This window comes from Solitalea canadensis DSM 3403 (assembly GCF_000242635.2).
GTDB classification, from domain to species: domain Bacteria; phylum Bacteroidota; class Bacteroidia; order Sphingobacteriales; family Sphingobacteriaceae; genus Solitalea; species Solitalea canadensis.
On the sequence record NC_017770.1, the window covers coordinates 4,274,347 to 4,287,165 of the forward strand.

Here is a 12,819-nt window from a genome sequence, read left to right on the forward strand (position 1 = left end):
TATGATACTAACAGATTTTCTTACCACTGAAAGTGAAATTAAACTATCAGAACAAACCAATGATTTAGTTATTTATAATCACTGGGCCAACGACCGTCTTATTGACTGGCTGGTGAGTAAACCTTCTAATCTGCTTGAGATCGAAGTAGCATCCAGCTTTGCAGGAATTAAAAACACTTTGCTTCATATCTGGGATGTTGAACGCAGTTGGTTTGGCCATTTAAAACAACAGCCTGTTAAAGCATTCCGTTTCGAAGGTTTTGACGGAACATTAGCAGATATCATTTTCAATATTGTTAATCAGTCAAAACTGCTGATGGAATACATAGGCTCACTTTCGGATGAAGAGCTGGCTGAAGAGTGTTTCTTTTCCATCCCTTACGTTGGCGATCATTACGTTCCACGCTACCAAATTATACAACACATCATATACCATAGCACCTACCATCGTGGGCAATTAACCACGATTGGCCACCATGTTGGATTACACGATGCGCCAATGACGGATTACATGTTTTACCTTTTGAGGGTTAAGGGCAAATAGTACTCTCTCTTTAGTTTATCGAACTCCTTTGTCCGTTTTGGACCAAAGGAGTTTCGTTATTTTAGTATGATCTTATGTATTTTAGTTTCTTTTCAGCATCGCATGACAAATCTCTTCTCATCAATTTAACCAAGCGCATGAAGTGGTTAAATGGTTTGGGGGCATCCAGGCACAGGACTATCCAGCCGCTAAATGGGCACTTGGTTTACGCCTTAAGAACATTACCCAAACTCAAATTGAGAGTGAAATTGCTGCTAAGAAATTTGTGCGCACCTGGATGTTTCGCGGAACACTTCATTTTATTGCTGCGGATGACGTAAACTGGATGCTGGATTTAGTTGCACCGGGGATTATTTCCAAATTCAAAAGCCGCCACAGAGAATTAGGACTTACTCCGGATGTGTTAGCAAAAGCGGAGAAAGTTATTGTTACAATGCTTAGTGGAGATAAAGTGATTAGCAGAAAAAATCTTTTTGAAGAATTGGAACTAAACGGTGTTGCAACGAAGGACCAAAAAGGAATTCATTTAATGCTTTGGGCCTCGTACAATAAACTAATCTGTCATGGTCCAACTGAAGGAAAGCAGTTTACTTATACATTGTATGATGACTGGATCGCAAAAAATGGAACAATTCCGAGAGAAGAAGCTCTCGCTAAACTAGCCTTAAGGTATTTTACTGGTCACGGTCCCGCAACACTGCAGGATTTTATGTGGTGGTCGGGTTTGGGTGTTAACGATACAAAAAAAGGATTAGAGGCTGTAAGATCACAACTATTGATTGAAACAGTTGAAGGGCAGGAATATTTCATGCAACCCGAGCTTCCGGAACTTAAAAAGACCTCAGTCAAAGCATTTCTGCTCCCTGCTTTTGATGAATTCTACCTGGCTTACAAAAACCGCAATATTTCACTTGAATCGCACCATCATTCTACTGTTGCTTCTGTAAACGGAATCTTCTTTCCAACCATTGTAGTTGGCAATCGCATTGTAGGTCTCTGGAAAAAAGAAATAAAGAAGAACTCCGTTTTGATTGATTTAAAGGCTTTTATTGAACTGAAAAATAGTCAAAAAGACCTGATCGCTAAAGCCGCTAAAGATTATGGTCGTTTTTTAGGAATGAAAACTGAAGTTATTGAATAATATTTACGGCATGTTCGAAAAGGGACATGCCGTAAATAAATTAGAGAAAAATAACCCTAACCCCTAAAGGAGAACGAAGCATTGAATAGAACTCTCATAGAAATTAAGACTTACAGAAAACAACAACGCAATTCCAGATAATGTACAAACGATATAAATCCCCCTGTAGGGGTTAGGGGTTTATACAAGTGATTGCCTTGCCATTTCTCTATCAGGCGTTTGATATAACTGTTCATCAATTTTAGCCAAATCTGACTCATGTACTCTCTCTCCCAACCCATAAAACTCCTGAAAGCTCATTATTAAAGGACGCCATTTATCCGGATCAACTTTATCCGGGTTTGCTTTTTGAATAGATTCATCCAAATAAACTTGCTTGATCACTAATTCAAACGTTATGATCTTGCCTTTCATTTCCGGGTCGTTTTGTGCAAATTCATGAATACCTTCTACAACTGCTTCCAGCTGAATCGGACATTCTTTTACACGCGGAGGTTTTACAAAATGAGAGTCCTGTCCAGTTAGGCCAGCAATGGCAAATTTATCGGGTTCATGCCTGTATCCTTTCTGAATTTTTCCCTGAGGAACCGGAAAGCTTCCGGTTGTTCGGGCTAATCTATTTACAGCTGCAACTTGATTAACAGAAGGCATATTAAGCACGCATTGCTTAGTTCGTATAAGATTCGCGGTGGTTTTCGATGAAGCAGCCAAACCAATCATACATCGCCAACCTAACCAAAATACAGAGGATATAGGGGCCAGATTCGCCGTATTATTTTCATTCATGGTGCTAACAATCACCACTGGTGTTCCAAAGTAAAGAATTGAGGGATGTGCTACAGTGTGCATGATAATTAATCTTATGCTGGCAAATTTAATTTGACATGCAAGCAACTAAAACCTGATTCTTGCTGAATTATAAACTGACCTGAATTGGCTTAATATTAGTGGCAGTTATATAAGGGTTTACAGCATCATGAAAAATGCAAATATTCATATCGGGACATCAGGTTGGAGTTACAAAGACTGGAAAGAATTGTTTTACCCCAAAGAACTTAAAGCTACTGAGTGGCTCACCTATTACGCTCAAACTTTTTCCGTAACCGAGATAAACACAAGTTTCTATCATTTGCCTAAAAAACAAACGGTAGAAGGCTGGGTTCAAAAGGTTCCTTCTGATTTTTTATTCTGCCTCAAAATGAGCAGATACCTGACACATTATAAGAGATTAAAAGAACCAGAGGAAGCACTTGAAAAATTTTTTGATGTAGTTGAGCCCATGCGTAAACAAATGGGGCCCGTACTGATTCAACTTCCCCCGACCTTACAATTTGACCATCGGATTGCAGAAGATTTTTATTATCTCTTAGCAAAAAGTTATGCTGACTATTCTTTCGCCATGGAAGTACGCCACAACTCCTGGATGACTGATGAAAGTTTTGAATTATTGAGAAAGTACAATATGGCTTTTGTAATTTCTCAATCAGGCCGGGGCTTTCCATATGCTGAAAATATCACCGCTGATAACATCTATATCCGGTTTCACGGCCCGGGTAAGTTATATGCATCTTCTTATTCGGATGAAATGCTTTCCAAATTTAGCTCACTTTTTAAAAAGTGGGTTGAAGAAAAGCATGTTATATGGGCATTTTTTAATAATGATTACTTTGGTTATGCTATTAAGAATGCAATAACATTGGAGAAACAGCTGGGCTTGTTGGTTGGAAGTTAAACTAAAAGCATTGTCGAGGAATATCAATCGGCTTTAGTAAGTGACTGCAATACTCTTAAATTGAAAATCATCTTTTATAAAGAATATATAGAACAGTACAAGCAACGATCAAACTTAGCGTATACCCAGTCCAAATGTTCCTGCTTTCGTACTTTTCACTAAATTGATTGTTTAGTTTTCCATTAAATCCTTTCAAAAACCAGAAAAAGAATCCACCTATCCAAATGGAGGTTAGTTTCGCAGCAAAAGGTTCTTTAGCCATTTTTAATTTATCACACAATAGTATTGAACTTTCAACCAAAATTTCTCTTTGCTAAAAGAAATAAAAGTCCCTTAAACAGGTTTAAACGATTTTTGACAACGGTCTATTCCATGTACGTTGGTCTGATCGGACTAAATTTTCAAAAATAGAACAACTGTTGCTACTATCTTAAATCATGTTCTGCTTAAACTCAGAAGCGTTTCTACAAAGTAATTATCCACAATTTCCATTTGCAATAACCGATATCTCAACTACTTATAAATACAAATCATTAAACATTTTGTCCAAAAGACTAGCAGATATTTGGTTTATTTTTATTTTTGGGATGCAACACCGACAAGTTTTGCTTTATTGTATGAGATTTTTCTTCGTTTGTTTTCCTTTATAAATTAATTGTCGGTTAGCTGCGCTTTTTATTATGAAGTTTACTTGTAGGTTTTTAGTAATTCTTTTTTCGTTAAGTTTTTCGTTATCCTCTTTTCTCTACGCAACCGACATTAAGAATATCGGTATCCCCTACGTTCAGAATTATACCAAAGAGATTTATAAATCCGGCAACCAAAATTGGTCTGTTACTAAAGACAAAAACGGAGTTATGTATTACGGAAACTCCGAGGGACTCCTGGCTTTCGACGGAAAGTACTGGCAGCTTTATAGCATGCCCAACAACCTTATTGTAAGGGCGGTTGCCTCAGATAACAAAGGTAAAATATACGTTGGTGGGTTCGGACAATTTGGATACTGGTCAAACAATCTTAAAGGCGTCTTCTCCTATACTTCATTAATTCATCTGGTTCCGAAAGGGCTAATGGACAAAGATGAAATCTGGAAAATTTACGTTGATGGCAACCGTATTTATTTCCAGTCGTTTGGGTGTATTTATATCTATGAAAACAATAAAATAACGACCGTTAAGGCGACCAACCATTTCTTATTTATGTATAAAGTTGGGAGTCGCTTTTTTGTTGAAATCTTAAAAGAAGGATTATTCGAACTTAAAAATAATAAGCTTGAATTTATTAAAGGCTCTGAGGTCCTTGGTCATACTGGGATTCTGTCCATTCTTCCATATAAAAATAATAGCTATCTGATTGGAACAGGCAAAAATGGTTTATTCATTTACGATGGTGAGCAATTTACACCTTGGATCAATCAGGCAAATGATTTCCTGAAAACATACCAGTTAAACAATGGCGTGGCAATGTTTAATAAGTACTTTATTTATGGTACTATATTAAATGGTATTGTTATTCTGAACGATGAAGGTAAAATTGTTCAGCGCATAAATAAGGCAAGCGGCTTACAAAATAACACTGTATTAAGTCTCTATGCCGATAATGAACAAAATCTGTGGATGGGCCTCGATAACGGTATTGACCGTGTTGAAATCAACTCTCCACTCTATTTCTATTTTGACAAGAATGGTATTTTCGGAACTGTATATTCTAGTCTCATTCACGACAACAAAATTTATCTGGGCACCAATCAGGGACTTTTTAGCAGTAGCTGGTCGATGAATAATGAAAACCCTTTCCAGTCATTTGATTTTAAACTGATCAATGGCTCACAAGGACAAGTGTGGGATCTTTCGGTAATTGATGGTCAGCTATTGTGCGGGCATAACGACAAAACGTATAGGGTTGATGGTACTCAACTGATAAAAATATCGGATGACGGCGGAGGATGGACCATTAAAAAACTAAAAACCAATCCAAATTTCCTGATACAGGGCACTTATACTGGCTTGATCATTTACAAAAAGGACAATGCTGGGAAATGGGTGTTTTCTAACAAAGTACAAGGATTTAATGAACCATCACGTTATGTTGAACAGGATGACAAAGGCCAAATCTGGGTTGGACATCCATATAAAGGCATATACAGACTAACATTAAGTGATGATCTTTCCAAAGTAACAACTTCTAAGTATTATGATTCTCATAACGGACTTCCCAAGGATTATCAGATCAATATTTTCAATTTCAACAATCGGATTGTATTTTCATCGGATTTAGGTATCTATAATTATGATGAATTAAGTGATAAGTTTATCCGATATGATCAATTGAACAACCGACTGGGTTCATTCTATTCGGCAAATAACATTATAAAAGCTAGCGATAAAAAGTACTGGTTTATTGACCATGGTCGGGTAGCGCTTGCGGATATTTCTCAACCTGGAAAATTCAACATCGACTCTAGTCGCTTTAATATATTGGAAGGGCGAATGGTTAATTATTATGAGAATATTAACAAGATCAACAATTCCATTTACCTGATTAGTGTTGATGATGGTTTTGCTATTTATAATTCAGATGTTCCCCCCCCCGAAAAAATCGCGTTACCACCGGTATTAATCCGGAGAGTTGAAAACATCACCGACACTGTTCTTACCGTTGCAGAAAGTAACTCTGCGGTGGAGGTATTAGAAATTCCTTATGAGCAAAACAATATTTCCATTACGTATTCACTTCCTTACTATCACCAGGCGAATGTTCAGTATCAGTTCTTTCTGGAAGGATATTCAAGGCAGTGGTCGGGATGGACATCCCAAAACAGGAAGGAGTTTACGAACCTTAAACCAGGGGAGTATAGATTCCTGGTGAAAGCACGCGTAAATGAAGGAGCAAGTACAACAGCCTCTGTATACGAATTTGTGGTACTTCCACCATGGTATTCGACTATTTGGGCTTACCTCATGTATTTAGTAATGTCAGTTTTAATCGTTTTATACATCAGACACCTGTCTCATTTAAGATTACTGAAGCAACAGGAGAAAATGAAGCACAAACTTGAACTTGAAAAAGAAGAGTTTTTGCAACAGGAGATGAAGGCTAATGAGCAACGTATTATCCAGCTAAAAACGGAGCAATTAGAAGCTGACCTGGCAGGTAAAAACCGTGAACTTGCCAACTCAACTATGAACATTGTGTATAAGAATGAGTTGTTGCAAAAAATAAGCGAAGAAATTATTCAATTAAAAGATAAGGACGGCAAAAAACTTCCTGCTGAACAATTAAGGAAAATTCAAACCGTTATTAATGAAGGAATGAATGATGAGCGTGATTGGAACTTGTTTGAAAACAGTTTTAATGAGGCGCATGAGAACTTCTTCAAAAAACTTAAGGCAAAACATACTGATCTTTCTCCTAATGACCTTAAACTCTGTGCTTATCTCCGGATGAACATGAGTAGCAAGGAGTTAGCTTCAATCCTGAACATTACTTTACGAGGTGTTGAAATTCGCCGTTATCGATTAAGAAAGAAACTTAACCTCGAACATGATAAAAATTTAGCTGAATTTTTAATGGAACTATAATATATTGTATACAACATTGCCTCTCATGAGAAGAAAAAAGTCTATGTGTTGATAAAAAACCATAGGCTTTTTTCTCTTATAAGTAGCTGACAATAAGATCTTTTTCTTCTCTAATTTAAACTTGCTATTTTTTATTAAAAAGTGTGAACTAAAGTAGAGGTGATTTGCTTGTTAATAAGGTATGCTCCTGAGAAATTGCCTACCAATTAACATAATTAAAATTACCGTTATGAATTATCTATTTACGTTCATCATCTCGGTATGCTTAACTTTTTCAGTTTTTAACCAGGCAAATGCTCAACAGATCGCCGTAAAAGGTTCTGTTACAGACGCAGCCTCGGGAGAAACATTACCAGGAGTAAGCATACTCATTAAAAACACAAACCAAGGAACCCAGACGGATGTCAAGGGGGAATTTAATCTGAAAGCACCAGGCAATGCAACTTTAGTATTCAGTTATGTGGGATACGTTTCAAAAGAAGTTGCGGTAAACAACCAATCAACACTTAAAGTAAAACTAGAGGTATCAGCAAAAGAGCTCGAACAAGTAGTTGTAGTGGGTTATGGTACAACCAAAGTTAAAGATTTAACAGCACCGATAACCACTGTTAAAAGTTCAGAATTAACGAAACAACCCGTGTCAAACGTTGCACAAGCGCTCCAAGGTAAAGTTGCTGGAGTCATAGTCAGCAATAGTGGTCGCCCGGGCAGTTCTCCAACCATGATGATCAGGGGATTGGGTACTGTTAGAGGAGGTGTAAGCCCATTATTTGTAGTGGATGATGTCTTTATGGATGATATCGGCTTTCTTTCTTCTAGTGATATTGAAACAATGACTATTCTCAAAGACGCTTCTTCTTCAGCAATTTATGGCGTAAGAGCTGCAAACGGTGTTGTTATCATTACGACTAAAAAAGGAAAACTAAACCGACCAATGCAAGCCTCATTTAATGCATATACTGGTTTTCAAAGAGCAACTAACCTTTTACCTATGGCAGATAGAGATGCTTACATCTCTCTTACCAATGAAAAAATGTATGCCGCGTACCTAAGAAATATGGATCAAAACTCATATCAACCTCTTGATCCTTCTAAGTTTACAGGTAATACCAATTGGATGGACCAGGTTTTAAGAGGTAATGCATGGATGCAAAACTATGATGTAAGTATAAATGGAGGTAATGAAAAGTCTACCTATTATTTTGGGCTTGGATACTTCAAGCAAGACGGCTTACTGAAAAAAAATGACTATCAACGTTTTACCCTAAGGGGTGCTCAAGACATTAATCTCAGCAAGTCTGTTAAAACCGGATATAATATCACATTAAGTGGATGGGATCAAAACAGTCCAGCCGGTGTATTTGGTCAGGCATATATTACCCCACCTGCATTTAATCCCAAAGATGCAAATGGAAACTTTAGCGATCCTATCTTAATGGGGCTGGGTAATTTTGCAAACCCTTCTGCTACGGTTGAATATTTCAATGAAGAAACTAAAAATTTACGCGGGTTAATGAATGTCTATTTAGATGTAAAACCCATTTCAAATTTAACCATACGGACTTCATTTACCCCTGACATAAGGACAACCAATTTAAAGAATTATACACCTAAGTTTTTTGTTTCATCAACCCAAAGAGATACCATTGGGCACTTGAGAAAAGAAAACAACTATAATACTAACTACGTTTGGGATAATACGGCTACTTACGAAAAAAGATTAGGTCAACATAACCTAAAAGCCATGGTAGGTTTTTCGGCAACACACTACTCAGGTGAACTGCTTAGAGTAACCGGAGAAAATCCGCGTGAATATGGGGCTCCAACACAATATCTTGATTTGGGAAATCAAACAGGTTTCCGCGTTGAGAACAATCCGTATGACAAGGTGAATGCCTTATCTTATTACGGACGATTAAATTACTCATTTAAAGATCGGTACCTGATGACTGCTACACTTAGACGCGATGGCTCTTCTAAGTTCCCAAAAACAGATCGTTGGGCGACCTTACCATCACTTGGTCTAGGCTGGATAGTAACTGCTGAAGACTTTATGAAAAATGCAAAATGGCTTGACTATCTGAAACTGCGTGCAAGCTGGGGTATGTTAGGTAATGACAACATTCCACAAAATGCTTATACCTCAACCATTACCACAGACGCAATGTATTCTGCCATTTTCGGTCCTTATGGTTCTACACTTGTTGAACAAGGGTATAATGATTTAGGTAGCGCACCAGAAAGATTAAAATGGGAAACCACTTCAGAGTTTGACTTTGGTTTAGATGCAAACTTACTTGGCAATAAATTAAATATCGTTGCTGACTATTATAGACGCGTAACAAAAGATGCCATCTTCCAACTCTCGGTTCCGGCAACCGATGGAGCTGGAGGTTCTACACGGTTTGGTAATAATGCAGAGGTATTAAACCGCGGTTTTGAGTTTTCTGTAGGATGGTCTGATAAAATTACAAATAACCTATCTTATAATATAGGAGGAAACATTACCACTATCCATAATGAAATACTCTCATTACCTACGGGAGTTGCGCCGGTTTGGAGTGGAAATGCTTATAATGGTTATCAGGCTACTTATACACAAGCAGGCCGACCCATTGGTGAATTTTATGTTTTAGAAGTTGGTGGAATTTTCCAAAACTGGGATGATGTACATAACTATGTGAACAAAGAAGGACGAATGATCATGCCAAACGCTGTTCCCGGCGACTTTAAATATGTTGACAGAAACAATGATGGAATAATTGACAATCTAGATAGAAAAGGCGTTGGTAATTATATCCCAAAAGTAGTTTATGGATTTAATCTAGGCCTGAATTTCAAAAACCTTGATATATCAGCTGATTTTCAGGGTGTTGGCGGAAACAAGATTTACAACTTAAGACGTATAAATCGTTTCAGCAATGAAAATTATGATGTTAACTTTTATAATAACAGCTGGCATGGAGAGGGAACATCCGATTCCTATCCATCTGCAGACATTGCAGGAGGTCTAAACAATTATCCTAATACTTTCTTTATTGAATCCGGCTCTTATTTCCGTATCCGAAATGTGCAACTTGGATATACACTACCAAGTGAGTTAGTTAAAAAAGCAGGTGTAAGTAAATTAAGAGTTTATGTTACTGCTCAAAACCTTGCTACTTTCTTTAAATATAACGGTTATACGCCTGAAATTCCAAACGGAACAGATGTAAACTCTACCAACATGGGTATGGATGAAGGTATTTATCCGCTATCAAGAACCTTAAACTTCGGGGTCAACGTTAACTTTTAATCATTATTAACATGAAAAGATTTTTTATATCAGTACTTGCAATTACCATTTTAGGTGCAGTTGCAAGTTCCTGTAAAGATTATATGGAGTTTCCTCCTGAAGGGCAGGTTCCACAAGTATTAAACTATCAAAATGCTAATGACGCTGAGGCTGGAATGGTTTCTATGTACGCCTATTTGCGTAGCTGGGATATAGCAGGCGGTATGAATTACCTAACACTAAGTGAATTAACCTCCGATAATATTATTAAAGGAAGTGCTCCTGGTGATGGTTCATGGGCCAATGCCTACAACATTTATCAATTCACAAAAGATGAAGGTCAATTGCGTAGCTTTTGGAGGGGGCGATATCAGGCTATTGGATTTAGTAATCAAATAATAACTAAGGTGCCTTCAATAGCAATGGACCAAGGCGTAAAAGACAGATACATTGCCGAAGCTAAGTTCTTAAGGGCTTACCATTATTTCAATTTGGTACGTGCTTTTGGTGGGGTTCCAATTGTAGATCACGTTCCGGTTGGTCCCGAAGGTAATATTCGTAGATCTGCTGAGGAAACTTGGGATTTTATTGAAAAAGATCTGAATGAATCAATTGCTGTATTACCGGATGCGGTTCCTTCAGCTGAATTGGGAAGGGCAACCAAATGGGCAGCAAAATTTTTGTTAGCCAAAACGTATTTGTATCGTGAAAAATGGTCACAATGCAAATCATTAACAGATGAATTTATAGCAAGTGGTAAATTCTCTTTATATCCTAACTTCTACAAATTGTTTAGACCAGAACAAGAGTTCTGCTCTGAGTCCATTTTTGAAATTGTAAGTACACACATAAGTGGTAACGACAGGCTATCAAACTGTCAATATTCAGAAATACAGGGAGTAAGGGGCCAATATGGATGGGGATGGTATGTTCCATCAGATAATTTGGCTGCTGCATTTGATGCGGCAGGAGATGTAGTAAGAAAAAAAGCAACCATTTTATACAGAGGGGATGTTACGCCAGACGGAGATGAAATTAAAGGTATTGAGATAATGGATGGTACTTCTATTCCAAGATATAGTGGTAAAGCTTATGTTCCTTCACGCTTTCCTAGTCAATATAGCGGCAGAGACCAAAACATAAGAATAATGCGCTTTGCAGAAGTATTATTGATGAATGCAGAAGCTGCAATACATACCAGCAGTGATGCTGCAACTTCATTAAATAAAGTACGTACACGAGTAAGTTTACCTGCTATTTCCAATCCGACCCTTCAGCAAATATGGAATGAACGCAGACTTGAACTTGCCTGCGAGCAAGATCGCTTCTGGGATTTGGTACGCACTGGTCAGGCAGCTAGTGCATTGGCAACTCAAGGCTTTTCAGCAGGAAAAAATAAATTATTCCCAATCCCTCAAGAAGAGGTCAATCTAAGTGCTGGTCAGCTTAGCCAGAATCCTGGTTGGTAATTTTTTAACCAAAATGTAAAACAATGAAATTAACATACATTAATTTAATTAAAACGCTTGTCTTTTTGGGAGGATGCATTGTAGCATCGGCTTGTGAAAAGGACACTTTGGACGCAAACAGAATCTCTAATGCTCCTACCACTCCAATAAATATCCCTGATGCAACGGTTTATCCTGTGGTTAATCAGGCTCATCTGGTAGCCTATTGGAACTTTAACAACAATACAAGAGAACAAATAGGTAATAGGCCTGCAACAATAAATAAAATGGTGTTTAGCCGTGACCGTAACGGTTATAAATCATCCTGTTTTAACGGAGATGGAAAAGATAACTGGTTCACAGTTCCTGCAGATAATAAATTGAAATCAGGCAGTGTAACGGTTTCTGTCTGGGTAAAACCAGAGGTGTTACCCGGAGGGACAGGATTTATTGTTTCCCTAACACAAAAAGAAACATGGGAACGAGGTTATTGTTTATTTATGGATGGAGCAGGATCCAACTTTAGATTTAAAGCAACCGATTACCATACAATGGGTTCTGGTTACGGTAATAACTGGTTTGACAAAACCGGTGGATATCCGGAAAACCAATGGTTCCATCTGGTATACTCATGGGATGCCTCTTCGAATACTCAAACAATTTATGTGAATGGCCAAGAGTTCTTTAAAAATGCTGTTCCTTCAACTGGTCCTAACGGCCCTATTATTTATGGGAATGCAACCGCAAATGCTGAAGTATTATATATATCCAAAAACGGAGGAGCAGATTCATGGATAGCTCCATACAAAGGATTAATGGATGATTTACGTATATATGATGTTGAGTTGTCGGCTTCAGATATAAACCAGATTTATGAAAATGAGAAAGCCAAGTAGGTTGCATTCACTTAAAAAAAGCACAAAAAGATTTGAACCCTAACCTATAATTCAAAACTAAAAACCATAAAGTTAAAAGGCAGTCATTTTAATTTGACTGCCTTTATGTTTTGATAAGCGGGTGAAACTCATATTGCCAACAGGTACTTCCTTCTCCTCCTCCTGCAAACTTCATTAAAGGGTACAAACCAATTCGATATTTA

General features: G+C 37.6%; 9 protein-coding genes. 7 read left to right on the forward strand and 2 right to left on the reverse strand.

What is annotated here, in order from left to right:
- Position 1: 1 nt before the first annotated feature.
- Entirely contained in the window at positions 2-544 is a 543-nt protein-coding gene (locus tag SOLCA_RS17935) for a DinB family protein (protein ID WP_014681888.1), read from the forward strand.
- Between the two features lie 142 nt (positions 545-686).
- Complete coding sequence (locus tag SOLCA_RS17940) at positions 687-1,685, forward strand: winged helix DNA-binding domain-containing protein (RefSeq protein WP_014681889.1); 999 nt, start codon at positions 687-689, stop codon at positions 1,683-1,685.
- A 180-nt stretch (positions 1,686-1,865) separates the two neighbouring features.
- On the opposite strand, the gene SOLCA_RS17945 is transcribed toward SOLCA_RS17940, so the two are convergent.
- Positions 1,866-2,534, reverse strand: a complete 669-nt coding sequence (locus SOLCA_RS17945) for a flavin reductase family protein (RefSeq protein ID WP_014681890.1) — start codon at positions 2,532-2,534, stop codon at positions 1,866-1,868.
- Positions 2,535-2,661: 127 nt separating this feature from the next.
- Here SOLCA_RS17945 and SOLCA_RS17950 point away from each other — a divergent pair, with 127 nt between their 5' ends.
- The gene (locus SOLCA_RS17950) at positions 2,662-3,417 is read left to right on the forward strand and encodes a DUF72 domain-containing protein (protein ID WP_014681891.1); all 756 of its coding nucleotides are present in this window, start codon (positions 2,662-2,664) and stop codon (positions 3,415-3,417) included.
- A 67-nt stretch (positions 3,418-3,484) separates the two neighbouring features.
- Here the strand turns inward: SOLCA_RS17950 and SOLCA_RS17955 are convergent, their stop codons facing one another.
- Positions 3,485-3,679, reverse strand: a complete 195-nt coding sequence (locus SOLCA_RS17955) for a hypothetical protein (RefSeq protein ID WP_014681892.1) — start codon at positions 3,677-3,679, stop codon at positions 3,485-3,487.
- Positions 3,680-4,097: 418 nt separating this feature from the next.
- Here SOLCA_RS17955 and SOLCA_RS17960 point away from each other — a divergent pair, with 418 nt between their 5' ends.
- The 4 genes from SOLCA_RS17960 to SOLCA_RS17975 all read left to right on the forward strand — a co-directional run bounded on the left by SOLCA_RS17960 (position 4,098) and on the right by SOLCA_RS17975 (position 12,616).
- Positions 4,098-6,998 (forward strand): ligand-binding sensor domain-containing protein, encoded by a 2,901-nt coding sequence (locus tag SOLCA_RS17960; protein ID WP_014681893.1) that lies wholly within the window; start codon positions 4,098-4,100, stop codon positions 6,996-6,998.
- 229 nt (positions 6,999-7,227) lie between these two features.
- The gene (locus tag SOLCA_RS17965; RefSeq protein WP_014681894.1) at positions 7,228-10,293 is read left to right on the forward strand and encodes a SusC/RagA family TonB-linked outer membrane protein; all 3,066 of its coding nucleotides are present in this window, start codon (positions 7,228-7,230) and stop codon (positions 10,291-10,293) included.
- An 11-nt stretch (positions 10,294-10,304) separates the two neighbouring features.
- Positions 10,305-11,741: a RagB/SusD family nutrient uptake outer membrane protein gene (locus tag SOLCA_RS17970; protein WP_014681895.1), complete on the forward strand. Its 1,437-nt coding sequence runs from the start codon at positions 10,305-10,307 to the stop codon at positions 11,739-11,741.
- Positions 11,742-11,764: 23 nt separating this feature from the next.
- Complete coding sequence (locus SOLCA_RS17975; protein WP_014681896.1) at positions 11,765-12,616, forward strand: LamG domain-containing protein; 852 nt, start codon at positions 11,765-11,767, stop codon at positions 12,614-12,616.
- Positions 12,617-12,819 lie beyond the last annotated feature (203 nt).

Bases quoted from the DNA above. Each gene is read 5' to 3' on its own strand.
- SOLCA_RS17935 (WP_014681888.1), top strand. From the start codon at position 2: ATGATACTAACAGATTTTCTTACCACTGAAAGTGAAATTAAACTATCA.
- SOLCA_RS17945 (WP_014681890.1), bottom strand. From the start codon at position 2,534: ATGCACACTGTAGCACATCCCTCAATTCTTTACTTTGGAACACCAGTG.
- SOLCA_RS17950 (WP_014681891.1), top strand. From the start codon at position 2,662: ATGAAAAATGCAAATATTCATATCGGGACATCAGGTTGGAGTTACAAA.
- SOLCA_RS17955 (WP_014681892.1), bottom strand. From the start codon at position 3,679: ATGGCTAAAGAACCTTTTGCTGCGAAACTAACCTCCATTTGGATAGGT.
- SOLCA_RS17960 (WP_014681893.1), top strand. From the start codon at position 4,098: ATGAAGTTTACTTGTAGGTTTTTAGTAATTCTTTTTTCGTTAAGTTTT.
- SOLCA_RS17965 (WP_014681894.1), top strand. From the start codon at position 7,228: ATGAATTATCTATTTACGTTCATCATCTCGGTATGCTTAACTTTTTCA.
- SOLCA_RS17970 (WP_014681895.1), top strand. From the start codon at position 10,305: ATGAAAAGATTTTTTATATCAGTACTTGCAATTACCATTTTAGGTGCA.
- SOLCA_RS17975 (WP_014681896.1), top strand. From the start codon at position 11,765: ATGAAATTAACATACATTAATTTAATTAAAACGCTTGTCTTTTTGGGA.